General features: G+C 66.7%; 25 protein-coding genes. 14 read left to right on the top strand and 11 right to left on the bottom strand.

From position 1 onward, the window contains the following. Positions 1-2: 2 nt before the first annotated feature. The 5 genes from ACWGRX_RS20375 to ACWGRX_RS20355 all read right to left on the bottom strand — a co-directional run bounded on the left by ACWGRX_RS20375 (position 3) and on the right by ACWGRX_RS20355 (position 7,256). Entirely contained in the window at positions 3-938 is a 936-nt protein-coding gene (locus tag ACWGRX_RS20375) for an ABC transporter permease (protein ID WP_452119015.1), read from the bottom strand. Between the two features lie 113 nt (positions 939-1,051). Further along, complete coding sequence (locus ACWGRX_RS20370; protein ID WP_452119014.1) at positions 1,052-2,638, bottom strand: ABC transporter substrate-binding protein; 1,587 nt, start codon at positions 2,636-2,638, stop codon at positions 1,052-1,054. A 147-nt stretch (positions 2,639-2,785) separates the two neighbouring features. Then, positions 2,786-4,414, bottom strand: a complete 1,629-nt coding sequence (locus ACWGRX_RS20365) for an amidohydrolase (RefSeq protein ID WP_452119013.1) — start codon at positions 4,412-4,414, stop codon at positions 2,786-2,788. 105 nt (positions 4,415-4,519) lie between these two features. Next, positions 4,520-6,007, bottom strand: coding sequence for a M81 family metallopeptidase (locus ACWGRX_RS20360; protein WP_452119012.1), 1,488 nt, complete (start codon positions 6,005-6,007; stop codon positions 4,520-4,522). A gap of 130 nt (positions 6,008-6,137) precedes the next feature. Beyond that, positions 6,138-7,256 carry a saccharopine dehydrogenase family protein gene (locus ACWGRX_RS20355; RefSeq protein WP_452119011.1) on the bottom strand — a complete coding sequence of 373 codons (1,119 nt, stop codon included), beginning with the start codon at positions 7,254-7,256 and terminating at the stop codon, positions 6,138-6,140. 118 nt (positions 7,257-7,374) lie between these two features. Here ACWGRX_RS20355 and ACWGRX_RS20350 point away from each other — a divergent pair, with 118 nt between their 5' ends. Next, entirely contained in the window at positions 7,375-7,806 is a 432-nt protein-coding gene (locus ACWGRX_RS20350) for an Lrp/AsnC family transcriptional regulator (RefSeq protein ID WP_291633550.1), read from the top strand. A 21-nt stretch (positions 7,807-7,827) separates the two neighbouring features. Then, a complete protein-coding gene (locus ACWGRX_RS20345; RefSeq protein WP_452119010.1) occupies positions 7,828-8,784 on the top strand; it encodes a carbohydrate kinase family protein in 957 nt (318 codons plus the stop codon). Between the two features lie 7 nt (positions 8,785-8,791). On the opposite strand, the gene ACWGRX_RS20340 is transcribed toward ACWGRX_RS20345, so the two are convergent. Continuing rightward, a complete protein-coding gene (locus ACWGRX_RS20340; protein WP_452119009.1) occupies positions 8,792-9,463 on the bottom strand; it encodes an HAD family hydrolase in 672 nt (223 codons plus the stop codon). A 53-nt stretch (positions 9,464-9,516) separates the two neighbouring features. After that, positions 9,517-10,293: a DeoR/GlpR family DNA-binding transcription regulator gene (locus ACWGRX_RS20335; RefSeq protein WP_452119008.1), complete on the bottom strand. Its 777-nt coding sequence runs from the start codon at positions 10,291-10,293 to the stop codon at positions 9,517-9,519. Positions 10,294-10,479: 186 nt separating this feature from the next. On the opposite strand from ACWGRX_RS20335, the gene ACWGRX_RS20330 reads away from it, so the two are divergent. The 11 genes from ACWGRX_RS20330 (at position 10,480) to ACWGRX_RS20280 (ending at position 22,085) form a co-directional block, all read left to right on the top strand. Continuing rightward, positions 10,480-11,391, top strand: coding sequence for a PfkB family carbohydrate kinase (locus tag ACWGRX_RS20330; protein ID WP_291633558.1), 912 nt, complete (start codon positions 10,480-10,482; stop codon positions 11,389-11,391). 398 nt (positions 11,392-11,789) lie between these two features. Continuing rightward, a complete protein-coding gene (locus ACWGRX_RS20325) occupies positions 11,790-13,196 on the top strand; it encodes a hypothetical protein (protein ID WP_452119007.1) in 1,407 nt (468 codons plus the stop codon). Positions 13,197-13,303: 107 nt separating this feature from the next. Then, entirely contained in the window at positions 13,304-14,587 is a 1,284-nt protein-coding gene (locus tag ACWGRX_RS20320) for an ABC transporter substrate-binding protein (RefSeq protein WP_291633562.1), read from the top strand. A 93-nt stretch (positions 14,588-14,680) separates the two neighbouring features. Then, on the top strand, positions 14,681-15,565 hold the full coding sequence (locus ACWGRX_RS20315) for a carbohydrate ABC transporter permease (RefSeq protein WP_452119006.1): 885 nt from the start codon (positions 14,681-14,683) through the stop codon (positions 15,563-15,565). A gap of 18 nt (positions 15,566-15,583) precedes the next feature. Next, positions 15,584-16,447, top strand: coding sequence for a carbohydrate ABC transporter permease (locus ACWGRX_RS20310; protein WP_291633566.1), 864 nt, complete (start codon positions 15,584-15,586; stop codon positions 16,445-16,447). A 283-nt stretch (positions 16,448-16,730) separates the two neighbouring features. Next, positions 16,731-17,174 (top strand): type II 3-dehydroquinate dehydratase, encoded by a 444-nt coding sequence (gene aroQ, locus ACWGRX_RS20305; RefSeq protein ID WP_291633568.1) that lies wholly within the window; start codon positions 16,731-16,733, stop codon positions 17,172-17,174. Positions 17,175-17,184: 10 nt separating this feature from the next. After that, positions 17,185-18,222 (top strand): Gfo/Idh/MocA family protein, encoded by a 1,038-nt coding sequence (locus ACWGRX_RS20300; protein ID WP_291646313.1) that lies wholly within the window; start codon positions 17,185-17,187, stop codon positions 18,220-18,222. A gap of 2 nt (positions 18,223-18,224) precedes the next feature. Then, on the top strand, positions 18,225-19,058 hold the full coding sequence (locus ACWGRX_RS20295; protein WP_452119005.1) for a shikimate dehydrogenase family protein: 834 nt from the start codon (positions 18,225-18,227) through the stop codon (positions 19,056-19,058). A gap of 234 nt (positions 19,059-19,292) precedes the next feature. Then, on the top strand, positions 19,293-20,216 hold the full coding sequence (locus ACWGRX_RS20290) for a DMT family transporter (protein WP_452119004.1): 924 nt from the start codon (positions 19,293-19,295) through the stop codon (positions 20,214-20,216). A 68-nt stretch (positions 20,217-20,284) separates the two neighbouring features. Beyond that, positions 20,285-21,193: an NAD-dependent epimerase/dehydratase family protein gene (locus ACWGRX_RS20285; protein ID WP_452119003.1), complete on the top strand. Its 909-nt coding sequence runs from the start codon at positions 20,285-20,287 to the stop codon at positions 21,191-21,193. Between the two features lie 100 nt (positions 21,194-21,293). Then, positions 21,294-22,085: a shikimate dehydrogenase family protein gene (locus tag ACWGRX_RS20280; protein WP_452119079.1), complete on the top strand. Its 792-nt coding sequence runs from the start codon at positions 21,294-21,296 to the stop codon at positions 22,083-22,085. Between the two features lie 44 nt (positions 22,086-22,129). On the opposite strand, the gene ACWGRX_RS20275 is transcribed toward ACWGRX_RS20280, so the two are convergent. The 4 genes from ACWGRX_RS20275 to ACWGRX_RS20260 all read right to left on the bottom strand — a co-directional run bounded on the left by ACWGRX_RS20275 (position 22,130) and on the right by ACWGRX_RS20260 (position 24,865). Beyond that, the gene (locus ACWGRX_RS20275; RefSeq protein ID WP_452119002.1) at positions 22,130-22,900 is read right to left on the bottom strand and encodes an IclR family transcriptional regulator; all 771 of its coding nucleotides are present in this window, start codon (positions 22,898-22,900) and stop codon (positions 22,130-22,132) included. Between the two features lie 314 nt (positions 22,901-23,214). Continuing rightward, positions 23,215-23,697: an OsmC family protein gene (locus tag ACWGRX_RS20270; RefSeq protein ID WP_452119001.1), complete on the bottom strand. Its 483-nt coding sequence runs from the start codon at positions 23,695-23,697 to the stop codon at positions 23,215-23,217. Then, complete coding sequence (locus tag ACWGRX_RS20265; protein ID WP_452119000.1) at positions 23,697-24,356, bottom strand: GntR family transcriptional regulator; 660 nt, start codon at positions 24,354-24,356, stop codon at positions 23,697-23,699. The genes ACWGRX_RS20270 and ACWGRX_RS20265 overlap by 1 nt, the downstream gene beginning before the upstream one ends. A gap of 95 nt (positions 24,357-24,451) precedes the next feature. Beyond that, on the bottom strand, positions 24,452-24,865 hold the full coding sequence (locus ACWGRX_RS20260) for a VOC family protein (protein ID WP_452119078.1): 414 nt from the start codon (positions 24,863-24,865) through the stop codon (positions 24,452-24,454). Between the two features lie 138 nt (positions 24,866-25,003). Here ACWGRX_RS20260 and ACWGRX_RS20255 point away from each other — a divergent pair, with 138 nt between their 5' ends. Further along, positions 25,004-26,458, top strand: coding sequence for an AMP nucleosidase (locus ACWGRX_RS20255; RefSeq protein ID WP_291633586.1), 1,455 nt, complete (start codon positions 25,004-25,006; stop codon positions 26,456-26,458). The last annotated feature ends 109 nt before the right edge of the window (positions 26,459-26,567 follow it).

Below are 26,567 nucleotides of genomic sequence, written 5' to 3'. Positions count from 1 at the left end.
CCTCAGCTATAGCGGATGCGGGGGTCGATGATCGCGGCGAGCACGTCGACCAGCATGTTCACGACCAGGAAGAACAGCACGATCACCAGGATGCAGCCCTGGACCACCGGGATGTCGCGCAGCGAGACGCTGTCGACCAGGAGCGAGCCCAGCCCCGGCCAGGCGAAGAGCTTCTCGATCACAACCGCCTGGCCGATCACCGAGCCGAACTGCAGGCCGACCGTGGTCAGCACGATGACAAGCGCGTTGCGGGCGAGATGCCATTGCACGACGCGGCGCTCGCTCATGCCCTTGGCGCGGGCGGTGCGGACGAAATCGGCGTTCATGATCTCGAGCACGGCGGCGCGGGTGGTGCGGGCGAGCAGCGCCAGCGGCGCGACCCCGAGAGCGATCGAGGGCAGGATCAGATTGCGCAAGGCACCGTCGCCATAGCCGAAGCTCGGCAGCCAGCCGAGCTGCAGTGCGAACAGGTACATCAGCATCAGGCCGAGCCAGAATTTCGGCAAGGAGAGGCCGGAGACCGCCGTCACCATCGAGACTGTGTCGACGACGCCGCCCGGCCGCAGCGCGGCGAGGAAGCCGAGCGGCACGCCGATCAGGATCGCGAACATCATCGAGGCGAAGGCGAGCTGCATGGTCGGCCAGAGCCGCTCGCCGATCAGATGCCAGACCGGCTGGCGGGTGCGGAAGGAGGTGCCGAGATCGAGCGTCGCGAGCTTGCCGACATAGGTCGCGAAGCGCGTCGCCAGCGGCTGGTCGAGGCCGAACTGCCGGTTCATCCGCTCGACCGCTTCGGCGTCCATGACGGCGCGGCCATCGGAGATCTGGGTCGAGGCGAAATTGCCGGGAATGACGCTGAACAGCAGGAAGATCAGGCCCGCGACGGCGAGCAGGATCGGAATCGCCTGCAGCAGGCGCCGGAAGACGAATTGCAGCATGCCGGGTTCCTGGAGCCGGATCCGCTCAGATCGAGCGATCTGAGCGACGAGGCGCTCTCTGGCGGGGCTCCGGCGGCATGCAAGCCGCCGGACTTGGCGCGTGCAGGTTCGGCCTATTTCGCCGCGGGCGAGGAGGCGTCGACCCAGAGCTCGTCATATTGCTGCAAGGCGAGCTCGGTCGCGTTCGGCTGCAGGCCCTTCAGCCAGGGCTGATAGGCCATCACCGCCTTGTTGTAGTTGAAGAACCAGACCGGCGCGTCCTCATAGATGATCGCATTGGCCTTCTTCAGCAGCTCGATCCGCTTGGCCGGATCGTCGGTATTGCCGGCCTCGTCGATCAGCTTGTCGACTTCCGGATTCTTGTAGGTCGTGTAGTTGCAGGCGCTCTGCGGCGTCGCCGAGTGGAAGCACTTCAGGATTGTCAGCGGGTCCGGCCCGGTCAGGTTCGACCAGATATAGGCCTGGAAGTCACCCTTCTGGGCGGTTGCGCCGAGCGCCGAGCCCTCGATCGGCTTGATCTTCACTTTGATGCCGACCTTGGCGAGCATCGGGATGACCGCTTCGACGATCGGCACGCCCCAGCTCTCGTTCGGGGTCGCCGTCCATTCGAACTCGAAGCCATCGGGATAGCCGGCCTCGGTCAGAAGCTTCTTGGCCTTCTCCTGGTCGAAGGCATAGGGCTTCATGTTCTTGTCATAGGCCGGTGAGGAGAGCGGCAGCCAGCCGGTGGCGCGATAGGCCTTGTCGCGGACGAGGCGCTTGATGATCAGATCGGAATCGATCGCGTGGTTGATCGCCTGGCGCACGCGCTTGTCGGAGAAGGGCTTGAAGGTCGGATTCATGCCCATATTGCGGGTGAAGACCTCGGCGACCTCGAAGATGCCCTTCGACAGGTTCGGATCGGCCAGGTAGGCGACATATTGCGTCGGCCCGAGGATCGAGACGTCGATCTCCTTGTTGCGGAAGGCGATGTCGCGCGACGCGGCCTCACCCATCGGCGAGATCACCACCTTGTCGGCATAGGGCTTGCCGGCTTTGAAGTACTTCTCCCAGCGCTCCAGCACCATGCGCGAGCCCGGCACATGCTCAACGAATTTGAACGGGCCGAGGCCGATCGGCTTGTTGAAGAAATCGGGCTCCTGCGCCTCCTTGGCCGGATAGATCGAGGTCTGGCCATAATAGAGGAAGAAGCCGGGATCGGCCTTCTCGGCCAGGGTCATCTCGAACGTCTGGTCGTCGATCTTCTTCAGGCCCGAGATCTCCTTGGCCTGGCCCTTCTCGACCTCGATCGCCCCCTTGATGCGGCGGATATAACGCGCGCCGGGGAAGCTCTTGGAGCCGTCCATCAGCCGCGTATAGGTCCAGATGATGTCGTCGGCCGTCATCTTGCGGCCATTGTGGAAGAGCGCGTCGTCACGCAGCTTGAAGGTCCAGGTCAGCCCGTCCGCCGACTTGCTGACGGCGGTCGCGAGTTCCAGCTCCGGCTTGTTCTCGGCCGCGTTCCAGCGATAGAGCGAACGGTGCAGCGCATAGGTGTAGATCTCGTCCTGGATCTGCGGCGAGACATGGCTGTCATTGCTGGTGAACGAGGTCGCATAGGGCGCGGTGAAGCGGATCGTGCCACCCCGGCGCGGCTGTTCCTGGGCCTGCACGGTGAAGGCCGCCAGCGTCAGCGCGGTCGTCAGAAACCATTTGTTCAACACGTAAAATCCTCCCAAATTCCGGTTGAAATCGCGTCGGGCTTGCCGGTTTGTCCGGCTTGGTGCCCGCTTCTTGCACGAACCATTTGTGTACGAACCATAGCTGGCTTTCGGCCGCTGTCTCCCCCTTCTCTTTGCGGAGTGCCGTCAGTTGGCGCTTGCCCGGTCGTAGACGACCTTGCCGCCGCGGATGGTGAGGTCGCAGCGCGTATCCTCCAGGATCTCCTCGGGTGAAGCCGTCAGGAGATCGCGTGAGAACACCGCGACATCGGCGAGGAAGCCCGGAGCGAGCTTGCCCTTTACGCCCTCCTGCTTCTGCGAGAAGGCGCCGTATTCGGTGTAGGCCTGCAGGGCTTCCTCGATCGAGACGCGCTGGCGCTCATCCATCACCGTGCCGCGCCAGGTCTGCCGGGTCAGCATGGTGTGGAAATTCGGGAACGGGTTCGGGTCGCAGACCGGTGCGTCGCTGCCAGTCGCCGGCTTCAGGCCGAGGTCGAACCAGGTCCGGAACGGATAGCTCGGCAGCGCCCGTTCCTCGCCGAGCACCTTGACATAGGCGTCGCCGAAATCATGGATGAAGACCTGCTGCGGGCAGGGATAGATCCCGGCCTTGAGCATCCGCTCATGCTGCTGCGGTGTCGAGAATCCGCAATGCTCGATACGGTGGCGCCGGTCGGGATCGGGATGGGCCGCCAGAGCCTTCTCATAGGCGGTGATCAATTGCTCGATCGCCGCATCGCCGATCGCATGGCAGGCGAGCTGGTAGCCCTTGGCATGGGCGTCCATCACCTGGCGCTCGAGATCCTCGTTCGAGAGCATCTGCACGCCCGTGGTCCGGTCCTCACCGAGATAGGGCTCGCTCATCCAGGCGGTACGCCCACCGGCCGAGCCGTCAAGGAAGATCTTGACCGCGCCGACCATCAGCATCTCGTCGCCGGTGCCGGAGATCAGACCGGCTTCATGGCATTGCGGCACGATCGAGCGGCCCTCGTCGCCGAGCAAGGCGAGCCAGGTCCTGACCGGCAGGCGCCCATCGCACTTGGCGCGATGATAGGCGGCAATCTCGCCGAAGCCGCCCTTCTGGCCGACGGCGGCGTCCATGCAGGAGGTGATGCCGAGCGAGAGCAGGTAGTTGCCGCCGCGCTCGATGCCGGAGACGAGGGCCTCCTCGGTCGGCGGCGGGATCACGGCGCTGACCGGAGCGCGGGCATTCTCGGCGAGCAGGCCGGTGAGCTTGCCGTTCGCCTGCTCGATCAGCCCGCCGGGCGGCGTCGGCGAGGTCTCGTCGATGCCGGCGAGCTTGAGCGCCAGCGAGTTGCAGATCGAGATATGGCCGCAGGTTCGCACCAGCATCACCGGATTGTCCGGCGAGGCTCGGTCGAGCTCCTCGCGATAGGGATGGCGGCCGGTGTCGAGCTTGGTCTGGTCGTAGCCGCGCGCCAGCACCCATTCGCCGGGCTTCAGCCTCGCGGCGCGTGTCGCGATCTCGCCGAGCAGGGCTGCCAGCGTCGGCGCATTGGCCGGGCGGGCATCGACCCAGTCCATGGTCATGCCGAGCGAGATCAGGTGCAGATGGGAATCGTTCAGCCCCGGCGTCGCCAGCCGGCCGGCGAGGTCGATGATCCTGGTCTGCGCTCCGGTGAGGCCGGCGATCTCGGCTTCGCTGCCGGCGGCGAGCACCTTGTCGCCCCAGATCGCCAGCGCCTCGACCACGCCTTCCTCCCGGCCGCACCAGATCGGCCCGCCGCGCAGCACGATATCGGCCTTGACGCTCATGCGTCAGCTCCCGCCGCCAGCCTGCTCCCGATTGCCTTCATGCGTTCCTCCGTCCTGTCGCCGCCGGCGCTTTGCGGCCGGTCGGCACGAAACCTTGCAGCCTGCTCAGATGTCGTCCAGCGGGAAGATCGGCCGGCGCACCTTGCGATAAGGCCGCTCCTTGAAATTCTTGGTCGAGAGCGCGCCTGTGTCGACCTCGATCACCTCGCGCGCGATCGGCTCGAAGGCGGCGCGGAAATGCTGCATCGACTTGACGATCAGGGTCGACTTCCGCGTCGGCTCGACGCCGAGCGAGGTGAACTGCGCCGTATCGGTCGCCTGGCCGTTATGGGTGATGACGATGATCTCGACATCGTCGACGCGCAGCAGGGCCGAGAGCCCGTAATTGCGCCAGACGCCGCCACCCATCGGCCCGTAGCAGATGAAATGCCCGTCGGTCAGCGCCACGACATGGGCGTCGAGGTCGAGCGGACCGCCGCCCGTCGTCGGATCGACCTTGCCGCCGAGCTTGAGCTTCACCCGGTTGCCGACGCCGGCCGCCTCCGCCGCAAGCGCGGCTTCCGGATCGCGGATCGCGTGGAAGCCGACATTCTTGAGCCCAGCGTCGAGCACGGCCCGTAGCAGATTTGTCGCGTCGCCATAGGCGCCCGAGCCCGGATTGTCCGAATAGTCGGAGATCACCAGCGGCTTGCCACCGGCTTCCGGCCCGAGCGTACCTTCGCCTGCCTTGGCGCTGGCCATGGCCTCCTTGAGCGGGGTGAAGTGGATCGAGGAGAAGCGGCGCTGCTCCCAGGCATAATCCATCAGCTCCTCGGCGATGGCCTGCGCCTTGCCGCGATCGTCATGGGTGACGGCGATGGAGGGGCCGATATCGTGGACATCGGCCGAGGAGAAGCCGGCCTGGACACTGACCACGAGCGCCTCCCCGGCGGCCTCCAGCGCGTCGCCGCGGCGTAGCAGCTCCATGAACGGCGGCGAGGTCGTGCGCCCGCCATCGAGCGCGTAGAGGATCGGCCGGCGCGCCACTGCGACGCGCGGCCGGATCTCGCCCTGCATCGCCCGTTCCAGCAGTTCGGCGCCCTGCCAGCTCCGCTCATACTGGTCGATATGCGGATAGGTCCGGTAGGAAATCAGCGCATTGGCGTTGTCGGCCATGGCTTGCGTCAGTGTCGCGTGCAGATCGAGCACCGAGACGATCGGCACATCCTCGCCGACCCTGGCGCGGATGCGCTTCAGCAGCTCGCCCTCGCCATCGTCGGAGCTTTCGGTCGCCATCGCGCCGTGCAGGTGCAGCAGCACGCCGTCGAGCCGCTCGCAGGCGGAAAGGATCATCCCGGCAAAGACATCGAAGGCCGCGTCGGTGACACGGCCTGAGGGATTGGCTCCGGTGACGAGCGGGTGGACGAGGCTCCAGCCGAACTTCTCGGCGGCCTCGAAGGCCGCGCCCATCGCAGTCCGCGTGCCCTGGAAGGCGGTCGGCACCTCATTGTCGCGGAAGACGCCGTGATGGCGGAACACCGCCTCATCCGTGAGCTGAACACTGAACGTGTTCGTCTCGTGCATGAACTCCGCGATCAGAACGCGCTTGGCCATTCCGGCTTCGTCCCCCCTGGACCGATTTTCTTTTTTGTAGCGTGGGTCCGGGCCGTTGCCAGCCCGAACCCGTGATGTTTCCCCAGCGTTGCCCCGCTGGTGGGTCTGCGCCGATCCTGCTGCGCGCGCTTCAGGCGGCGCAGGCCGCGTCGAGTTGCTGGCCGGCATCCTCGGGCCGGGCATAGGCGCGGCCGAAGCGGTTGGCGAGGAAGGCGTCGAGGCCGATATCCTCCTGCCTGACGAAGCCCTTCTGCGGCAGCTTGCCCTGGGCGAGCAGGTCGAGCACGGCGCAGATGCCCGAAGCGGTGGTGATCTGGATGGCGGAGCGCATCTTGCCGCCGACCACGCCGCTATAGACCTTGTTGGCATAGGTCTGCTGGGTCAGCCGGCCGTTCATCCTGCCGCTGACGGTGACGAAGATCACGACCACGTCCTGCAGCGTGCTCGGCAGGGCGTTCTCGAAAATGTCCTTCAGCACGTCGCGGCGGTCGGCGAGGCGCAGGTCCTGCAGCAGCGCCTTCATGATCGCGCAATGGCCGGGATAGCGGATGGTACGATAGTTCAGCGTGCGGACCTTGCCGGCCAGCGTGTCGCAGAGCGTGCCGAGCCCGCCGGAGGTGTTGAAGGCCTCATAGGTGACGCCGTCGAGCGAGAACTCCTCGCGTTCCTCCATTGCCGGCACCAGGATGCGCTCGCCGTTGACGATTGCCTCGCAGGGCTCGCAATACTCGTTGATGACCCCGTCCGTGCTCCAGGTCAGATTGTAGTTCAGCGCGTTGGACGGGTATTGCGGCAGGGCGCCGACACGAAGGCGCAGACTGTCGAGCTGTTCGAAATCGCGGGCGAGATCGGCGGCGACGATCGAGATGAAGCCCGGTGCCAGTCCGCATTGCGGGATCAGCGCCGCCTTGGCATCGACCGCGAGCTCCTTGACGCGGCGCGTCGAGGCGACGTCCTCGGTCAGGTCGAGATAGTGCACGCCGAGCTCGGCCGCCGCTTCGGCGATCCGCGTCGTCAGATCGTAGGGGGCGGCGCTGAGCACGGCGAACTGGCCGGCGAGCGCCTGCCGCAGGGCGGCGGGATCGGTGATGTCGAGCTTGCGGGTCGCGAGCGCGGCGCCGGCCGGGATCGCCGCGAGCTGTTCCTCGGAACGGTCCGCCACGGTGACCCGGTAATCTCCGGTGGCGACCAGCAGGTCGGCGATGGTCGCGCCGATCTTGCCGGCGCCGATGACGACGACGTTCTTCATGAGACTTCTCCTGACGAATTTCGGTACCAAGCTTGGCCGGTGCCTTCGTCAGATAGAAGTAGGCTTCGCGACGATTCATATAGGTTTTTTCGGCGATACGCCGTAAGCTTTAGACATTATGCCGATCGACCAGACCGACCGACAGCTTCTGATCCTGCTGACCGAGAACGCCCGCGCGCCCGTGGCCGAGCTCGGCCGCAAGCTCGGCCTCTCCCGCACGACGGTGCAGAGCCGGATCGAGCGGCTGGAGCGCCGGGGCGTCATCGGCGGCTACACGGCGCGGCTGTCGGAGGATTACGAGAAGGGGCAGGTCAAGGCGCATATCCTGATCACGGCGGTGACCAAGCTCGCCGCCAGGGTCGAGGCCGAGCTGCGCCGGATCCCCGAAGTGCGCACGCTGCACTCCGTCAGCGGTCATTTCGACATGATCGCCGTCGTCGTCGCCCCGTCCATCGGCGAGCTCGACGCGCTGATCGACCGGATCGGTGCGCTCGACGGCGTCGAGCGCACCATGTCCTCGATCATTCTGTCGACGAGGATCGAGCGGTAGCGTGACGAAGCGAGGGCTACGATGATTCTGGTCTGTGGTGAGGCGCTGGTCGATCTCTTCGTCGATGCACCGCAAGAAGGCGAGATGCCGGCCCGCGCCGTCGCTGGCGGTTCGCCTTTCAATGTCGCGATCGGCCTCGCGCGGCTCGGCGTGGCGGCCGGCTTCCTCGGCGGCCTGTCGCGGGATCATTTCGGGCAGATGCTGGCCGGGCGCCTCGCTAAGGAGGGCGTCGACACAGGCTTCCTCGTTCGCAGCGAGCGGCTGTCGACGATCTCGGTCGTTGCCACCGGCGCCGATGGCCAGCCAAGCTACGCCTTTCATGGCGAGGGCGCAGCCGACCGTTCGCTCATGCCGGCCGAGCTGCCGCAATCCCTGTCTGCCGAGGTCGAGGCTCTGACCTTCGGTTCCTATTCGATGGTCGCCGAGCCCGGAGCTTCGGCTTTTGCCACCCTCGCAGAACGCGAGGCGGGGCGGCGCGTCATCAGCGTCGATCCCAATCTGCGCCCTGGTGTCGAGCCCGACATGGCACGCTGGCGCGCCATGGGCGAACGCTTTTATCGCAGCGCCACCATCGTCAAGGCCAGCGATGAAGATGTCCGGCTCGCCTGGAAAGGCCGTTTCTCGCTCGCCGATGCCGCGCAATACTGGCTCGCTTGCGGTGCGGCGCTGGTGGTGATCACCTGCGGCGCCGAAGGGGCGCTCGGCTTCTCTTGCGCCGGCAGCATCGCTGTCACGCCGCGGCCCGCTGCGGTGCGCGACACGGTCGGCGCCGGCGACAGTTTCCACGCGGCGCTGCTGGCACAGCTTTCGCGCAGCGGAAGGCTGCGTCGCGAGGCGATCGCGGCGCTCGAGCTGTCGGAGATCGAGGAACTGCTGGGCTATGCTGCCGGGGCGGCGGCGATCACCGTCTCGCGCCGCGGCGCCGCCCTGCCGACGGCGGCCGAAATCGACGCGGTGCTTGCGGCCGGGCGGCGCTGAAAAGGCTTCAGCTCGCGGCCGTCGCGAAATCCGCCGCTTCGTTGAACGCGTCGAGCGTCCGCTCCGGCTTCAGCGCCTCGCAGGTTTCGGCATTGCCGAAGCCGTAGCGGGCCCAGAAGGCGGGCACGCCGATATTGCGGGCGAAGCGGATATCGGTCTCGGTATCCCCGAGCATGAAGGTCTGCTCGGGACGGATATCTGGAAAGCGCGGCGCGATAAGCGTGTGATAGCTGTCGGGGCGCGGTTTTCTGACGAAACCGGGCGCATCGCCGATCACCATCTCGAAATGCTCGTCTATGCCGAAATGGCGCAGGGCCGGCGCGAGCGAGGTCTCGCCCTTGTTGGAGAGCACGATGCTGCGGCAGCCGGCGGCTGCAAGGCTCTCCAGCCCCTCCCGCACGCCGGGGAATAGTTCGGTGAGGGCGAGGCCCTCGCCGCCATTGTAGATTTCGCGATAGCGGCCTGCCCAGGCGGCGCGCTCGGGATCGTCCGGCTCCAGCCCGAGCAGGCCGCCGAAGAGATCGCTGGCGACAGCGCCGCTGCCGATCGCGCTTTCGACCTTGGTCGCGTCGGGCGCCGGGCGGTCGAAGGACGCGAAGGTCAGGTCGATGACATGGCGGACCGCATCATGCGTGCTGCAGATCGTGCCGTCGAAATCGATGATCGCGAGCTTGTACACCGGGGTTTTGGACCTTTCCTCGCCTGACCGGCTGCGCTTGCAGCCGCAGGTCTTCATGTTTCGGAGGCGACGATCAATTCGCAGCCGGCTTCGCGGATCATCTGCATCGTCCCGCCCGCCGGTCGGCGGTCGGTGACGAGCGTATTGAACTCTCTGAGATGCCCCAGCCTGGACATAGCGGCGCGGCTGAACTTGCTGTGGTCGGCGAGCAGCACGGCGCGCCGCGCATTGCGCAGCATGGCCCGCCCGACGACCGCCTCGTCGTCGCGGTATTCGAGCAGATTCCCCTCGGTATCGATGCCGCCGATGCTGGTCATGTGCAGGTCGCAGCGATAATTCTCGATGAAGGCGGCGGCGTGCATTCCGCCCATCGCCCGGTTCTGGCCGAGCCAGTGTCCGCCGGTGATCAGGATCGAGATCTCCGGGCATTTGTCGAGGATCGAGGCAGCCGCGGTCGAGTTGGTGACGACGCGCAGGCCGCGGGGGCGGCGCTCGGCGATCGCCTTGGCGAGTGCGTCGACCGTCGTGCCCGGTGTCAGGAACAGCGAGCTGCCTGGGGTCACCAGTTGAGCTGCGGCGCGCGCGATCGCCGCTTTCTCGGAGGCGGTCTCGACATGGCGCAGGTCGTAATCGGCGTTGACGGTGCTGAGATTGGCACTCGCTCCGCCATGGTGCCGGCGCAGGAAGCCGCGATCGGAAAGATCCTGCAGATCGCGCCGCAGGGTCTGCGGCGTGACGTTGAACGTCGCCGCCAGCTCCTCGATCGCGGCATAGCCGCGCCGGGAGAGGATATCGAGAATCTCGCTGTGGCGTTTGCTCAATTGGGCCATGGCTGGCCTAAGGAGCACATCTGTGCCCGGCGTCAAGTGGAATGCGCGTTTTCGAATATCTCTGTTGCGAAAAGGAAAGATTGCTGCATCATCCGCGGCCGTCGCCACTCTGGTCGACCTGTCCGTCGAGCATCCGGGATTGGCCGGCGCCGGCCCGGCGGTCGCCGCAAGCGGAAAGCCGGTTCGATGAAGCGCAAGATCGTCTGCGTCGGAAACCTCGTCCTCGACGAGGTCTTCCAGGTTGCCTCCTTGCCGGCTTCCGGCATCAAGACCGGGGTGCTCGGCTATGAGAAGCGCTATGGCGGCCCGGCGGCGACGGCGGCGGTAGCGATCTGCCGCCTCGGCGGCGCGGCCGCCTATTGGGGGCGCGTCGCCAACGACGCTGCCGGCGAGGCCGGGATCGCCGCGCTGAGCGGGCACGGCGTCGATTGCAGCGGTGTCGCGGTCCTGTCGGAAGGCCGGACGCTGCGCGCCATCGTGATGGTCGACAATCATGGCGAGCGCAGCATCGTCTCGGACCGGCACGGCCTGTCCCTGGATGGCTCGGTGCTGCCGAACGATCCGCTCGATGCTGCCGGAGCCGTCCTCGTCGACAGCCGCTGGCCGGCCGGGGCGCTGATCGCGCTCGATCGCGCCCGCGCTGCCGGCGTCGTCACCGTGCTCGACGCCGATGGCGGCGCGGCCGACGACAATCAGGCCCTGATCGACCGGGCCGACCATGTCGTCTTTTCCAGCGAGGGCCTGCGTGACCATGCCGGCGAGGGCGGTGCCGCGGAGCAACTGCGCCACTGCGCCGGTGCCGGAGGCAAGATCGTCGCGGTGACCCGAGGCTCCGCCGGGAGCCTCTGGCTGATCGATGGCGAAATCGTCGCCGTGCCGGCCTTCAAGGTCGCTGTCGCCGACACCACGGGCTGCGGCGACACGTTCCACGGCGCCTATGCGCTGGCCTTGAGCGAGGGACGTCCGCCGCTTGCGGCGGCGCGCTTCGCCTCGGCCGCAGCAGCCGTAAAGGCGCAGCGCGGCCGCGGCTGGGACGGCATGGGCGACCGCGCGGCGATCGAGACCATGCTGGCGACAGGGGCCGTCCACCCGCATTGAGAGGGCGTGAGCTCAGCGCTCGCGAGCGCGCGCTTCCGGTGTTCGGCAATGCTGATCCCGGGGCGTCCGGGCCGCGCATCGGAGAGGAGTTCAGAGCCGTCGATGTACGAAAACGAAAATATCTCTTGCGATAGCGAAACGTGCGTGCATCAATGCTTGCACAAAAGAAGAAAACTCGGGAGGCAGCTCTTTCGATCTTTCATCTTCGACGGGTGTGACGCTGGCGCGGGCTGATTTTCGGGCGCGCGGCTTCGTGCCCAGCCGCTGCGGCTTTGGTCCGGTGCGTCTTCGGCGTGCCGGCGTCGCCGGGCACAGATCAGTCCTTGGGACGCTCCCCGGCATCCGGCCCGCGACGCGTCCACTATCGTGAATGTCGCCGGCTAAGGAAATGGTGATCCATGGCGTGTTGCTCGCTCTCCGAACTCCTCGCGGACCTGAAGGCGATCAAGGTCGACCTGTCGGGCCCGACCCCCGATTTCTCGAAGAGCCAGCGCCCGCCTGATGCGATGATCGACCGCTGGGCCGAGACGGCGGCGATCGCCGAGCCGGAGGCGCGTTCGGTCGCGATCTGGGCGATCCGCGAGGCGGCGCTCGCCGCCGGCATCGTGCCTTCCTCGGTGCAGGAGCTCTATCTCGCCTGCGCCGCCGGGAAATGGGCGGGCAAGACCGTGCCGGCGATGAACCTGCGCGGCTGGACCTATCAGACCTGCCGGGCCGTGTTCCGGGCCGCCAAGGAACTCGATTCCAAGCTCTTCATCTTCGAACAGGCCGTCGGCGAGGCGCTCTACGCCCAGCAGCCGCCGCTCGAATATGCCGCCGGCGTGCTCGCCGCGGCCCTGCGCGAGGGCCATGTCGGCCCGGTCTTCCTGCAGGCCGACCATGACCAGATCAACGCCAAGGCCTATCTCGCCGATCCCAAGGCCGAGGTGCGGAAGCTCGAGGCCATCATGCGCGAGCAGGTCGCGGCCGGGCTCTACAGCATCGACATCGACGCCTCGACGGTGGTCGACCTTTCGCTCGCGACGGTTGAGGACCAGCAGCGCGTCAATGCCGAGCTGACCGCGCATTTCACGCAGTTCGTGCGCGGTATCGAGCCGGAGGGCATCACCATCTCGCTCGGCGCCGAGATCGGCGAGGTCGGTCACGAGAACACCACGCCGGAGGAGTTGCGCTCCTTCATGAAGGTCTATCTCGAGGAGATGGCCAAGCGCGGCGCCGACCTGCCGATCGTCAGCAAGATCTCGATCAATTCCGGCACCTATCACGGCGGCAAGGTCCTGCCGGACGGCACGCTGGCCGCAGTCAATGTCGATTACGAGCTGCTCAAGACGATCTCGACCATCTGCCGCCAGGACTACAACATGGCCGGCGCGGTCCAGCACGGCGCTTCGACCCTGCCTGGCGAGCAGCTCGCCATGCTGCCGAAAGCGGAAACCGTCGAGGTCCACCTCGCGCTCGGCTTCAACAACCTGATCTTCGACCATCCGAGCCTGCCGCAGGCGCTGCGCGACCAGATCCGCGAATACACCTTCGCCAACCACGCCAATGAGCGGGGGCAGGGCGAGACCGACGCGCAGTTCTTCTACAACACCCGCAAGAAGTCCTGGAAGGTGATGAAGAAGCCGTTCTGGGAGATGCCGGCCCAGGCCCAGGCCGACATCATGGCGTCGCTCCAGGACATGTTCCGCAACATGTTCACCTGGATGAATGTCGGCGCGACAAGCAAGCTCGTCACCGACAACACGACGCTCGTGAAGGTCGCGCCGGCCGTGCCTGAGGCGCTGCGCAAGGCGCGCGCGGCCTGAAGGAGGACGATGGACTACGGCGCGCCCGCAACGACGGGCGCGCCCGCTACCCGAAAGCGCCGAACGGCGCTCGCGGACAATGATAATCAACCCGGGAGGAAACGATCATGGATCTGCAACGTAGGTCTTCCTTGCTGAAGTTCGCGGCGCTGTCGCTCGCCTCGATGATCAGCCTGCCGACGCTGGCACTCGCCCAGCAGAAGGAAGTGCGCTGGGGCCAGTGGAAGGGCACCGAGGTCGGCGAGAAGTTCATGGGCGAGCTCAAGGCCGCCTTCGAGAAGGACCATCCCGACATCAAGCTGACGCCGGTCGATTCCCCATTCTCCGGCTTCCACGACCGCGCCATCGTCCTGCATCAGGCCAAGAAGCTGCCCGACGTGCTGCTCGTGCAGGTCGACTGGGTGGCGGAGTTCGCCGATCTCGGCATGATCGAGCCTTTGGACGAGCGCATCGCCAAGGAGCCGAAAGAGTTCTTCGGCAACATCCCCGTGACCTTCCACCAGAAATGGCGCGGCAAGCAGTACTACCTGCCGATCGAGAGCGGCGCGGTGGCGCTGTTCTACAACACCGACCTGTTCAAGGCCGCCGGCCTCTCCGGCGCGCCCAAGACCTGGGACGAGTTCGCGGAGTATGCGCGCAAGCTGACCAACCCTGACAAGCGCCAGTTCGCGATCACCGGCACGCTGCAGGGCGAGCCGCCGACCAACATGACCTATGAGATCTACCCGCTGCTGCTGCAGGCCGGCGCCAAGATCATCGATGCCGAGACCAACAAGGCGGTGTTCAACAGCCCGGAGGGTGTTGCGGCCATCGAGTGGTATGTCGATCGCATCAACAAGGACAAGGTCTCCGTTCCCGGCGTGCTCAGCAATGGCGAGAAGGAGAAACGTGCCAACTTCGCCTCCGGCAACGTCGCCATGATGTTCGAGGGGCCCTGGGGCATCGCGATCCAGAAGCAGCTCAATCCCAAGCTGAACTACGACATCGCTCCGCTGCCGGTCGGCAAGACCAGCGGCACGATGGTGCGCGGCTCGCTGAACACCATCTCGTCTCAGGCTCAGGACAAGGATGCGGCCTGGACCTTCATGCGCTGGATGTCCGGTCCGAAGGGCATCGAGATGTGGGCCAAGGGCACTGGCGCCTTCCCGGCCCGCACCGACGTCTCGAGCCAGGACTGGTTCAAGGAGCGCAAGCTCTTCCAGGCCTTCGTCACCCAGATGGCGGCGGCCAACGCCAACTCGCCATTCCTAGTGATGCCCAACGCCGTGCAGATGAACAAGATCATGAGCACGGAAATCCAGAACGTCGTGCAGGGCAAGAAGACCGCAAAACAGGCTCTGGATGACGCCGCCGCCGAGTGGAACAAGATCTTCGCCGCGGCTGCGAAATAGTTCCCGTCTGCCCGGGAGGGGCGAGCACGCCCCTCTCCCATCGTATAGGGGCCGTCCCCCGAAAGGGCGGCGGCCCCGCATGAGCGGCGTGCCATGACTTTCAAGCAGAAGTATCGCGAGGAACTCCTCGCATTCTCATTCCTGTGGCCGGCGCTGCTGATCCTGGTCGCGCTGCTGCTCTATCCGCTCGGCGACGTCATCCGCCTGAGCTTCTACGACAGCAATCTCCAGCGCGAGGTCTGGATCGGGCTCGGCAACTATGTCGCGCTGTTCAACGACCCGCTGTTCTGGAAGGCCTTCATCCAGACGGTCGTCTTCACCTTCTTCAGCGTGGTGCTGCATCTGGTGATCGGGCTGGCGCTCGCGCTGCTGCTCAACATGCACCTCGACGCCACTTTCCGCAGCCTGGCGCGCGGCCTTCTGATCGTGCCCTGGCTGCTGGCGCCGACCGTCGCCGGCATGATCTGGGTGCTGATGCTGCAGCCCTTCGGCGTCTTCAACGGTTTTCTGGTCTCGCTCGGCCTGCTCGATCCCAACGGTACGATCTCCTGGCTCGGCGACCCCTCGACCGCGCTCGGCTCTGTCACGGCGATGAATGTCTGGCGCGCCTTCCCCTTCTTCATGGTGATGCTGCTTGCCGGCCTGCAGGCGATCCCGCGGCAGCTCTACGAAGCCGCCGAGATCGATGGCGCGACGCTGTGGGAGCAGTTCTGGCACATCACCCTGCCGCAGCTGCGCGGCGTCATGGCGACGATCGTGCTGCTCGATTCGATCTGGACCTTCCGCGCCTTCGACCCGGTCTATGTGATGACCGGTGGCGGCCCGGCCCATTCCTCGGAAGTACTGGCGACGGCGATCTATTTCGACGGCTTCCAGAAGCTGAAGTTCGGCTACGCCTCGGCACAGGCCGTGGTGATGTTCGTCGTGCTCTTCATCGTCAGCGCCATCTATGTGCGCCGTACGATGCGCAACGTCTAAGCGTTACGGGAAAAAGCGATGCCTATGGTCATTTCGGGCAAGCTGGGCCAGCGGGGGCGCGAGCGCCTGCTCAATGCCGCGGCCTATGCCCTCCTCATCCTGGCGATCCTGATCGTCTTCTTCCCGCTCGCCTGGATGCTGTCGGTCTCCTTCCGGCCGAACATCGAGGTGATGCAGATGCCGCCGGACTGGCTGCCGCAGGTCTTCACGCTCGACGGCTACAAGAAGATCTTCACGACGCCGCGCTATCTCGTCGTCTTCGCCAACACCATGGTGATCTCGCTCGTCGTCACCCTGCTCTCGCTCGTCCTCGGCGCGATGGCGGCCTATGCGCTGGCGCGCTTCAACTTCGCCGGACAGCGCGCCGTGCTGATGTTCCTGATCACCACGCAGATGTTCCCGCTGGTGCTGCTCTGCATCCCCTATTTCCGGATCTTCATCACCTTCGGGCTCTACGACACCCGAACCTCGCTGGTGATCGTCTACCTGACCTTCACCCTGCCGTTCTGCATCCTCATGCTGCGCAGCTATTTCATCAACATTCCCCGCGACATCGAGGAGGCCGCGATGGTCGACGGTTGCTCGCGGCTCGGTGCGATCTTCCGGACGCTGGTGCCGATCTCCTATCCGGCCTTCGTCGGCGCCGGGCTGTACACTTTCCTGCTCGCCTGGAACGAGTTCCTCTTCGCGGTCGTGCTGATCGAGTCCTGGGAGAACCGCGTGCTGACCATGGCGATCTACAGCCTGATGGCCGAGTTCGTCACCGACTGGAACGCCATGATGGCCTTCTCGGTGCTGGCGAGCCTGCCGCTGGTCGTCGCCTTCATCTTCCTGCAGCGCTACATGGTCCAGGGCATGACGGCGGGGGCGCTCACCTCCTGACCACGCCGGCGCTGGGCCGCCTCCACTCCCCAAACTGCGCGCCGGTCCGGCTTCGGACCGGCGCGGTTCTTTCTCGGCCCTTCACCAAGCACTCTCGCAAGGATAGATCGCCAGCGCGCGTCCGGTCGGGCGCGAGTTGGCGATCTATCTCTTTGTTTACGCATCGGATTCGCCCGAAAAGTGGATTCCACTTTTCGGTCCGATGCTCTAGGGATTAAAGGCGCTGCCGCCGCCTGTGGCCGCACAACCGCGAACCGCCATCCGCCAGCCCGGGAAACCTGCCGTGAGCCGCCTCGTCTACGTCCTGAACGGTCCGAACCTCAATCTGCTCGGCAAGCGCCAGCCCCACATCTACGGTCACACCACCCTGGCCGATGTCGAGGCGGAGTGCCGGGCGCTGGCGGGCGAGCTGAAGCTCGAACTGCGCTTCCACCAGAGCAACCGTGAATATGAGATCATCGACTGGGTTCACGAGGCCCGCGAGACCGCCGGCGGCATAGTCATCAACCCGGCCGCCTTCACCCACACTTCGGTCGCGGTGCTCGACGCGCTCAATGCCTTTGACGGACCGGTCTTCGAGGTCCACATCTCCAATGTCCACAAGCGCGAGGCTTTCAGGCATCATTCCTATGTCTCGCTGCGGGCGGACGGTGTCATCGCCGGCTTCGGCACCCAGGGTTACGCGCTGGCCCTGCGGCGCCTCGCCACGCTGATCGACGAGAAATAGGGGAAAGCCGATGAAGCCGGTCAGACTCGCAGTCATCGGTGCCGGTCTGATCGGCAACCGCCACGCTCAGCACATCGCGGCCGAGCCGAGTCTCGAGCTCGCCGCCATCGTCGACCCCTCGCCGAGCGCGACCTCGCTGGCCTCGTCGCTCGGGACGAACTGGTTTCCGAGCTTCGCCGAGATGCTGGCGCGTGCCCGGCCGGACGGCGTCGTCATCGCGACGCCGAACAGCCTGCATCTGGCCAATGGCCTCGAAGCCGCCGCCGCCGGCCTGCCGGCGATCATCGAGAAGCCGCTCGCCGACAGCGTCGCAGCCGCGCAGCAACTGGTCGAGACGTTCGAGAAGGCCGGGATCCCGCTGCTCGCCGGCCATCACCGGCGCTACAACCCGATGATCCGCAAGGCCAAGGAGATCGTCGAGGCCGGGCGGCTCGGCCGCCTCCTGACGCTGCATGGCAGCTTCTGGCTGATGAAGCCGGACGATTATTTCGACGTGGCCTGGCGGCGTGAGAAGGGCGCCGGCCCGATCATGATGAATCTCAGCCATGACGTCGATCTGTTCCGCTATCTCTGCGGCGAGATCGCCTCGGTGCAGGCGCAGGAATCGAACATCGTGCGCGGCAATGCCGTCGAGGAGACGGCGGTGATCATCCTGCGCTTCGTCAATGGTGCGCTCGGCACGGTCAACGTCTCCGACTCGGTGGTCGCGCCCTGGAGCTGGGAGATGACCACCGGCGAGAATCCGGTCTATCCGCAGCAGCAGGACCAGTCCTGCTACCAGCTCGGCGGCACGCATGGCTCGCTGACCGTGCCGCAGCTCGAACTCTGGTACAATCCGGGCAAGCGCAGCTGGTGGGAGCCGCTGCGCCGCGAGCGCGTGCCCTTCGTCGCCGAGGATCCGCTGCGCGTTCAGGTCCGCCATTTCGGCGAGGTCATCCGTGGCGAGGCCAAGCCCATCGTCTCCGGTCGCGAGGGGCTGGAGACGCTGAGGGTGATCGAGGCCGTTAAGCAGGCGGCCAGCACCGGCGCCGTCGTCACGATCGGCTGATCATGATCGACGGCAACACCATCCTGATCGCCCATCTCGGCTACCCGACGACGACCTTCAAGGCGCCGCTGATCTACAATCCTTATTTCGAGTCGAGCGGCGTCAATGCGGTGGTGATGCCGATGGCGGTCGAGGCCGATGTGTATCCTGAGGTGCTCGCCGCGCTCTTCCGGCTGAAGAACATCCGCGGTGCGCTGGTGACGATGCCGCACAAGGTGACGACGACCGGCCTCGTCGACGAGCTTTCGACGGCGGCCAGCATCGCCGGCTCCTGCAACGCCGTGCTCCTGCGGCCGGACGGTACGCTGCGCGGCGACATGTTCGACGGCGAAGGCTTCGTGCGCGGCGTTCTGCGCAAGGGCCGGCAGGTGGCGGGTGCGCGGGCGCTGGTCGTCGGCAGCGGCGGTGTCGGCGCGGCGATCGCCGCTTCGCTGGCGGGAGCGGGGGCGGCCGCGCTCGGCCTGTTCGACCTCAACAGCGCCGCCGTGGAAGGGCTCGCCCGTCGCCTGCGCGCGCATTATCCCGCGCTCGCGCTGGAGCTCGGCATACGCGATCCCGAGGGCTACGACATCGTCGTCAATGCGACGCCGCTCGGCATGAACGAGGGCGATCCCCTGCCGATGGATGTCTCGCGCATCGCCCCGGAGAGTTTCGTCGGCGAAGTCGTGCTGAAGAGCGAGGTCACGCCCTTCCTGGCCGCCGCCCGGGCGAGAGGCTGCCAGACGCAGATCGGCACCGACATGCTGTTCGAGCAGATCCCGGCCTATCTCGAATTCTTCGGCTTCCCGACGACGACGCCGGACAATCTGCGGGCGGTGGCGCAGATCAGCTACTGAGACCGACCCCGCATGGAGGGTGGCCCTGCACTGGCCGCAGGGCGCGCCTGATTGTCGCCTGACGCTGCGTTGCCTATAGCCGGATCGTCGTCGCGCCTGTCGCGGCGGCTGTCGGAAGCCTTCCGCCTCGTGCCAGCCGGCGCGCAACGGGACGGGCCCCGGCCCCCGGGGGGAGGCGATGTTCGGCAGCGACGAAGCAAGACGCCCGCCTGGGCTCGGGGGCGAACGCGCCAGGTGAGCCAGCCGCTACCAAAAGCTCCGCAGTCCGATGGCGGGCTGGCCACGCTCGCGCTGGCCCTGACCGCCTTCAGCCTGTTCGCCATCGGCGACGCCGCTTCCAAGCTCATCGTCATCGAATCGAACGCCGTCGTCGCGATGTGGGGGCGCAGCGTCGTCTTCGCCGCCCTCTTCCTGTTCATCCTTCGGCCGGGGGAGTGGCGGACGGCGCTGACGCACGGCCCCGTCAAGCTCCTGCTGCTGCGTTCGATCTTCCCCTTCCTCGCCGGCAGCTGCGTCATCTTCGCGATGGCCTATGTGCCGCTGGCCCAGCTCACCACGATTCTGTTCATCTCGCCGCTGCTAAGCATGGCGCTCGGCAAGCTCCTGCTCGGCGAAACGGTGAACCGCTGGGGCTGGCTTGCGGTGCTGTCCGGCTTCCTCGGCGTGCTGACGATCATGCGGCCTTTCGGCGGTGATTTTTCCTGGACCCTGCTGATCCCGGCGCTCGCCGGCCTGCTCGCCGCCTTCGGCCAGGTCATGACCCGGATCGTCGCGCAACGGGCGGCGCCCCGCACGGTGCTGTTCTACACCATGCTGGTGGCGCTGGTTCTGTCCTCGCTGCCTCTGCCCTTCTTCTGGCAGGCCCCGACGGGCGAGCAATGGCTGCTGTTCGGCCTGTCCGGGATCTGCCAGGCGGCCGGCCAGTTCGCCATGATCGCGGCCTATGCCCGCGCGACCGCCTCGCGCCTCGCACCTTATTCCTACGCCCAGCTCCTGACCGCCACCCTGCTCGGCTTCGCCATCTTCGGCGAGGTGCCCGACATCTTCACCGTCGTCGGCGCGGCGCTGATCGTCGCCGGCGGGCTGATCTCGCTGCATCTGGCCGGAAGGCGGCCGAAACCGCACGCTGAAACGGAACGCGACGCGCCGACGGATTGACGGGTGCGGGGCGAAGCTCCGACATCACGAGCATCGTCCTTTCCTTCGCAACAGGACCGGGAATTCCCATGCAGATACTCGTCACCGGCGGCACCGGCTTCATCGGCGCCTGGATCGTCCGCAGCCTGCTCGCCGCTGGCCACAAGGTCCGCATCTTCGACATCAAGGATGACAGCCGGCTCGTGCGGGCGCTGGCCGGAGAGGCTGCCGCCGAGATCGACTGGCGTCTCGGCGACATCCGCGACGGCGAGGCCGTCCATGCTGCCGCCAAGGGCTGCGACAGCATCGTCCATCTCGCCGCGCTGCTGACCCCGGCCTGCCGCGAGCAGCCCGTTCTCGGCGCGGAGGTCATCGTCATCGGTACGCTCAACGTCTTCGAGGCGGCGCGTCGGCGTGGCATCGCCAAGGTCGTCTATGCCAGCTCGGCCGGTGTCTTCGGCCCGGAGGACGGGGCGAGACCGCTGCCGATCACTCATTACGGCGCTTTCAAGCTCGCCACCGAAGGCAGCGCCCGCGCTTATTGGCTCGATCACGGCATCGCCAGCGTCGGCTTCCGCCCCTTCGTGGTCTACGGGCCCGGCCGCGAGCTCGGCCTCACCGCCGGCCCGAGCCTCGCCGCCGAGGCGGCCGCGAAGGGCGAGGCCTATGAGTTCATCTACACCGGCCAGTCCGACCTGCTTTATGTCGAGGATCTCGCCGCCGCCTTCGCGGCGGCGGTGGCGCGCGATATCGCCGGTGCCCATGCCTTCAATCTGGTCGGCGAGGTCGCGACCGTCGACGAGGTCATCGCCGAGATCCGACGTCAGGTCCCGGATGCGCGCCTGAGTGCTGCCGGGCCGGGCCTGCCGACGGCCCCGGAACTCGCCCCCGACGCCAGCCTGCCTTCGGTGCTCGGAACGTTGCCACGAACCGGACTTGCGGAGGGCTTGGCGCGCACCATCGCTTTCCATCGCGATGCCGCGATGGCTCTTGGATAGGCCGGTCGGCCGAACAGGCTGAGGGCGAAGGTCGAGAGCAGGACAGGGTACGGGTATCGCGCCGGCGCGCAGGAGCCGGATGGAGGATGAGGTGCTGGACATGCTGAACGGCGAGACCCGGATCTTCGTGATCATCGGCCACCCAATCGCCCAGGTGAAGTCGCCGGCCGGCATCACCAGGGGCTTCGTCGAGCGCGGCATCAATGCGGCGCTGATCCCGATCCATGTCCTGCCCGAGGATGTCGACGGCTTCATCGCCGCGCTCGGCCCGGTGTTGAATGTCGACGGTATCGTCGTGACGATCCCGCACAAATTCGCCGCCCAGCAGCACTGCACGACGCTGTCCGACCGCGCCCGGCTGCTGGAATCGGCGAATGTCCTGCGCCGCGGGCCCGATCGCGCCTGGCACGGCGACATGCTCGACGGAGTCGGCTTCGTGCGCGCCATGCGCCAGGCTGGCGGCGTAGCGGAGGGCAAGCGTGCCTTGCTGATCGGGGCCGGCGGGGCGGGCAGCGCGATCGGCCTGCAACTGCTCGACTCCGGGGTGTCCGAGCTCGCGATCCACGATATGGATGCCGGCCGGCGCGATGCGCTGATCTCCCGGCTCTCAGCAGCTTATCCCGGGCGCGTGCGGGCGGGCTCGGCCGACCCGGGCGGCTTCGGGATCATCGCCAATGCCACGCCGCTGGGCATGCGCGCGGGCGACCCCTTGCCGGTCGCGGTCGACAAGCTCGCGCCGGATATGTTCATCGGCGACGTCATCACGGCGCCCGAGGTCTCGCCCTTGCTGGAGGCCGGTCGCAGCCTAGGCTGCAAGACCCAGACCGGCCTCAACATGTTCCTGGCGCAGCGTGAACTGATCGTCGACTTCCTTGAAGGCAAGCCGATCTAGGCCAGGAGGCCGGGCGGCGTTCGACCGGGAAGAGGGCGTGGCGCTCAGCCGAGATTGGCGCGTTCCCGCAGCATCAGCACCGCGTCCTCAAGCGCGTTGAGGCAGCGCCGCTTCAGCGCGGCGTCATAGCGCGCGATCGGCAGGGCGATGTTGACGGCCGCCAGCGGAAAGCCGGAGCGGCCGAGGATCGGGCGCGCCATTCCGACGATGCCCGGCATGAACTCCTCGACCACGAAGGCGATGCCGGTCCGGGCGATCTCGGCCAGTTCCGCCTCCAGTGCCGGCACCGAGTCGACCGTCCGCGGCGTGATCTTTTCGAGGCTGACGCGCGCGAGATAGTCGCGGCGCATCTCCTCGGGCAGATGGGCGAGCAGTGCCTTGCCACCCGAGGTCGCGTAGAGCGGCGCGACATCGCCTTTCCGCATCGTGTAATGCAGGCGGTGCGAGCCGCTTGCGGTCGCCACCACCTCGGAGAGGTCGCCCTTCAGCAGGTTGAGCGCGCAGGTCTCGCGGGTCGCACGCGCAGTGTCGGCCAGCACGTCTTCGGCGACGCTGACGAGATCGCGCGTCTCGACGCTGCGCTGGCCGAGCGCGACCACGGCCGGGCCGAGGAAATAGCCTTTGCTGATCGGGTCGTATTCGAGATAGCCACGGCAGACCAGGGTCTTGAGCAACTGCGTCAGGCTGCTCTTGGGAATGCCGAGCTGGGTCGCGATCCGGGCATGGGTCTGGCCGGCATTCCAGCGGCGCAGGTACTCGAACAGGTCGAGCACGCGCATTGCGGACTTGACTGATCCCAGCTCGGCCGAGGGCATTGCAGATCCGGTTCTGTTCAGCTGCGGCGGTCGGCCCTTGGAGACGTTGCGCAATAGTGAAGACCCGGCCGGGCGGGTTCAATATCCCTTACGGGTTAATCTCGGCGGGTGTGCTTTACTTCGTATGGAAACGTATTCCCGTCGAAGCACAGACGGCTGCGACGATCCGGCGAGCGCGGGCGATGGGCGAGGGCCGGAAGGCGCCTCCGTCGATCCGCGAAAGCCCTTCCCGGTGCGCCGCCATCGTCACCGTCAGGCTGCTGCAGGGCTGCGGCGGAATCCGGCCCGCAGCCGCAACCACTCGGCTCTTGGCGTCAGCCGCCGAGGCGATACTCCCAGCTGCCTCGCGTTTCGACCGCGCTGCGTACCGAATTGGCGAGGAAGCAGTTTTCATGCGCCGCATGGTGTAGCCCGTCGACCATGGCGTCGTCGGGCGCCAGCGCGCCGCTGAACTGGATATGTGGCCGCAGAACCACGCGTGCGATCCATTCCTTCCCGTCCGCATTCCTCGCCATCTCGCCCACGGCGGCGTCGCGATAGCCGTCGATGCGAAAGCCGGCCCGCGCGGCGAGGTCGAGGAACCAGAGCATGTGACAGCTCGACAGCGCCGCGACATAGGCTTCTTCGGGATCGACATTGGCCGGGTTCGAGAAGGGCTCGCGCACCACATGCGGCGAGCTCGACGCCGCGACGTCCGCCCCGCCGTCGAAGTGCCAGAGATGCGCGCGGCTGTAGCGCCGGTCTAGGAAATCCTGGTCGCCGCGCTGCCATTCGATCGTCGCGCCGTGGTTCGCCATCATCCGTCTCCGAGATCGGCGCAGGCCGCCAGCACGACCATGCGCGTTGCGTCGAGATGTGCTGCCAGTGTCGCCAGCGCGGCCGGGACGTCGCCGGAGGCCGCGGCCGTGATCAGCAGCCGGTGCTCTTCGGCCCAGCCTTGCTTGCGGGCTTCCGGGCCGAGCTGCTGAACGCTGAAACGGTCGATCGGCGCGCGCAGCTGGCGATAGAGCGCCAGGCTGCGCGGGCGCTCGGCCGGCCGGTAGAGCGCTTCATGGAAGGCGATGTCGCCGCCGATCCAGCGGAGACGGTCCTGCGCGTCCTCTAGCTGGCCTTGCAGCCTCGCCAGCTCGCGGCAGGACCGTTCGTCATGCCGGGGCAGGGCGCGGGCGATGAGGTCGCTCTCGACCAGGTGGCGCAGATCGAAGATCTCGTCGATCTCGGCGGGCGTCGGCCAGCTCACCCGTGCCCCGCGATAATGCTCGATCCTGAGAAGACCCTCGCTCTGCAGCTGGGCCAGCGCTTCGCGGACCGGGATGCGGCTGACGCCGAACTCGCTGGCGAGCTGCTCCTGACGCAGCAACTCACCGGCCTGCCAGCGGCCCTGGTCGATCTCCTGACGCAGGCGCGTGGCGAGGGCGGTGGCGGTCGTCGTGGCGGCGAGTGATGGAATGCTCATCGTATAATTGTATCCAATTATACGATATCTGCAACCGTATCCGGCCCGGAGCCTGGAGCCTCTTGCCGCAGGCGGACCGCGCCCGTCGATTCAGCTCAGCCGGCCGCGGGCTCGCAGCCCACCATCCAGAATGCCCCGTAACGGTCGCTAAGCATGCCGAAGCGCGGCGCCCAGAAGGTCTCGGCCATCGGCATCGTCACGGTGCCGCCTTCGGCCAGCGCGGCGAAGATGCGCTCGGCTTCGGCCGGCTCCTTCACGGTCACGCTGACATGGACGCTCTGCATCGGCCCGGTGCTCTGCTCCGGCGGCGCGTCCGAGGCCATCAGCATCTGGCCATCGTCGAGTTCGAGGCAGGCATGCATGATCTTGGAGCGCCACTCCGGCGCGATGTCGACCGGCGAGCCTTCATAGCGCAGCATCGCCTCGATCCGGCCGCCGAGAATCCGCTGATAGTCGGTGAAGGCGGCTTCACACTGGCCGTCGAAGAAAAGATAGGGTGCGAGCTTCATCATCGATCCTCCGCTGCATTGTTGTACCGGCGCGCATCGCCGGCATGGCTGCGAGACCAAGAGCATGGCAGGATCGCTCGACAGCCATCGTCAGCAGGGTGACCCTGAGGCGAATCGAACCGGAGACCATTGCGCGACATGACTTTCGAGATCGCCGCCACGCCGGAAGCAGCCGTCGACCGGCTGGAGGCCCTGTACGCCCAGGCGCGGCAGGCATTGGGCGATGACCTTCAGCGCTTCTTCACCACGCGCCAGCCGCCGACGCTGGAGCAGCGTGCGCTCTATCGCTATCCGATGCTGCGCGTCACCTATGAGCCGTCGAAGCTGCCGGCCGCGACGCGGCGCGGCTATGCCAAGTTCGCCGTGCCCGGCGTCTATTCGACGACGGTGACGCATCCGGCGGAGTTCCGCGCCTATCTGCTCGACCAGCTGCGGCCGCTCGTTCGGGATTACGGCGCGACCATCGAGACCGGGGTCAGCGCCCAGGAGATTCCCTATCCCTACGCGCTCGACGGCGGCGACGAGCTCGGGCGGGGCAAGGTCAGCCCGGCCGAGCTGGCCCGTCACTTCCCGACGCCACTTTTGTCGCTGGTCGGCGACGAGGTCGCCGACGGCACCTTCGACATCATCGAGGGTGAGCCGCGCCCGCTCTCGCTGTTCGATGCCGTGCGTGTCGATTATTCGCTGCGCCGGCTGGTACACTACACCGGCACCGATTGGCGCGCCGTCCAGCCCTGGGTGCTGCTGACCAATTATCATCGCTATGTCGACCAGTTCGTCCGCCTGGCTCTGGCCGAGATCGAGGCGGGCACGGCGCTGGCGCTGGTCGCGCCGGGCGGCGTCCGCATCGAGCGCGAAGGCCTCGATGTCAGCGCCGCCGAGCGGGTGATGTCGGCGCCCTGGCACCGTTTCCAGATGCCGGCCTATCACCTGATCCGGGCGAAGGGGGAAGGGGTGACGCTCGTCAACATCGGCGTCGGCCCCTCCAACGCCAAGAACATCACCGACCATCTCGCGGTGCTCAGGCCGAATTGCTGGCTGATGGTCGGCCATTGCGGCGGTCTGCGTCAGACCCAGATCATCGGCGACTATGTTCTCGCCCACGCCTATCTCCGTCAGGACGGCATTCTCGACGAGCATGTGCCGCCCGACATCCCGATCCCGGCTCTGGCCGAGGTCCAGGTCGCGCTGCAGCAGGCGGCCGCCGACGTCACCGGCGAGAAGGGCGACCGGCTGAAGCAGCGCCTGCGCACCGGCACCGTGGTGACGCAGGACGATCGCAACTGGGAGCTGCGCTGGACCAAGGAGCGCAAGCGCATCAACCTCTCACGCGCCATCGGCGTCGACATGGAATCGGGCACGATCGCCGCGCAGGGCTACCGGCTGCGCGTGCCCTACGGCACCTTGCTCTGCGTCTCCGACAAGCCTCTGCACGGCGAGATCAAGCTGCCGGGCGCCGCCAACGCCTTTTATGAGCGGGCGGTGAGCGAGCATCTGAAGATCGGCCTCGCCGCGCTCGAAAGGCTGAAGGAAGCCGGCTCCTCGATCCATTCGCGCAAGCTCAGGAGCTTCGACGAGCCGCCCTTCCGCTGAGCCGGCGCGAGACGCAGGGCTGCCGCGCATCGTCATCGCTGGGCATTTCCGACGATGCACGCCATAGCAGTCTCGACACGGGCCGCTTGCAGGAAGGATCGCCGGGGAA

The sequence above is a fragment of the Allobosea sp. NPDC055594 genome (genome assembly GCF_053618995.1).
This window is presented reverse-complemented; position numbering and strand designations above follow the sequence as displayed.

What these genes read in the sequence shown, in the direction of transcription:
- ACWGRX_RS20320 (WP_291633562.1), top strand. Translation starts at nt 13,304, where the DNA reads ATGGATCTGCAACGTAGGTCTTCCTTGCTGAAGTTCGCGGCGCTGTCG.
- ACWGRX_RS20275 (WP_452119002.1), bottom strand. Translation starts at nt 22,900, where the DNA reads ATGCCCTCGGCCGAGCTGGGATCAGTCAAGTCCGCAATGCGCGTGCTC.
- ACWGRX_RS20355 (WP_452119011.1), bottom strand. Translation starts at nt 7,256, where the DNA reads ATGAAGAACGTCGTCGTCATCGGCGCCGGCAAGATCGGCGCGACCATC.
- ACWGRX_RS20295 (WP_452119005.1), top strand. Translation starts at nt 18,225, where the DNA reads ATGATCGACGGCAACACCATCCTGATCGCCCATCTCGGCTACCCGACG.
- ACWGRX_RS20300 (WP_291646313.1), top strand. Translation starts at nt 17,185, where the DNA reads ATGAAGCCGGTCAGACTCGCAGTCATCGGTGCCGGTCTGATCGGCAAC.
- ACWGRX_RS20265 (WP_452119000.1), bottom strand. Translation starts at nt 24,356, where the DNA reads ATGAGCATTCCATCACTCGCCGCCACGACGACCGCCACCGCCCTCGCC.
- ACWGRX_RS20350 (WP_291633550.1), top strand. Translation starts at nt 7,375, where the DNA reads ATGCCGATCGACCAGACCGACCGACAGCTTCTGATCCTGCTGACCGAG.
- ACWGRX_RS20315 (WP_452119006.1), top strand. Translation starts at nt 14,681, where the DNA reads ATGACTTTCAAGCAGAAGTATCGCGAGGAACTCCTCGCATTCTCATTC.
- ACWGRX_RS20335 (WP_452119008.1), bottom strand. Translation starts at nt 10,293, where the DNA reads ATGGCCCAATTGAGCAAACGCCACAGCGAGATTCTCGATATCCTCTCC.
- ACWGRX_RS20375 (WP_452119015.1), bottom strand. Translation starts at nt 938, where the DNA reads ATGCTGCAATTCGTCTTCCGGCGCCTGCTGCAGGCGATTCCGATCCTG.
- ACWGRX_RS20270 (WP_452119001.1), bottom strand. Translation starts at nt 23,697, where the DNA reads ATGGCGAACCACGGCGCGACGATCGAATGGCAGCGCGGCGACCAGGAT.
- ACWGRX_RS20260 (WP_452119078.1), bottom strand. Translation starts at nt 24,865, where the DNA reads ATGAAGCTCGCACCCTATCTTTTCTTCGACGGCCAGTGTGAAGCCGCC.
- ACWGRX_RS20360 (WP_452119012.1), bottom strand. Translation starts at nt 6,007, where the DNA reads ATGGCCAAGCGCGTTCTGATCGCGGAGTTCATGCACGAGACGAACACG.
- ACWGRX_RS20310 (WP_291633566.1), top strand. Translation starts at nt 15,584, where the DNA reads ATGCCTATGGTCATTTCGGGCAAGCTGGGCCAGCGGGGGCGCGAGCGC.
- ACWGRX_RS20330 (WP_291633558.1), top strand. Translation starts at nt 10,480, where the DNA reads ATGAAGCGCAAGATCGTCTGCGTCGGAAACCTCGTCCTCGACGAGGTC.
- ACWGRX_RS20255 (WP_291633586.1), top strand. Translation starts at nt 25,004, where the DNA reads ATGACTTTCGAGATCGCCGCCACGCCGGAAGCAGCCGTCGACCGGCTG.
- ACWGRX_RS20280 (WP_452119079.1), top strand. Translation starts at nt 21,294, where the DNA reads ATGCTGAACGGCGAGACCCGGATCTTCGTGATCATCGGCCACCCAATC.
- ACWGRX_RS20365 (WP_452119013.1), bottom strand. Translation starts at nt 4,414, where the DNA reads ATGAGCGTCAAGGCCGATATCGTGCTGCGCGGCGGGCCGATCTGGTGC.
- ACWGRX_RS20345 (WP_452119010.1), top strand. Translation starts at nt 7,828, where the DNA reads ATGATTCTGGTCTGTGGTGAGGCGCTGGTCGATCTCTTCGTCGATGCA.
- ACWGRX_RS20285 (WP_452119003.1), top strand. Translation starts at nt 20,285, where the DNA reads ATGCAGATACTCGTCACCGGCGGCACCGGCTTCATCGGCGCCTGGATC.
- ACWGRX_RS20325 (WP_452119007.1), top strand. Translation starts at nt 11,790, where the DNA reads ATGGCGTGTTGCTCGCTCTCCGAACTCCTCGCGGACCTGAAGGCGATC.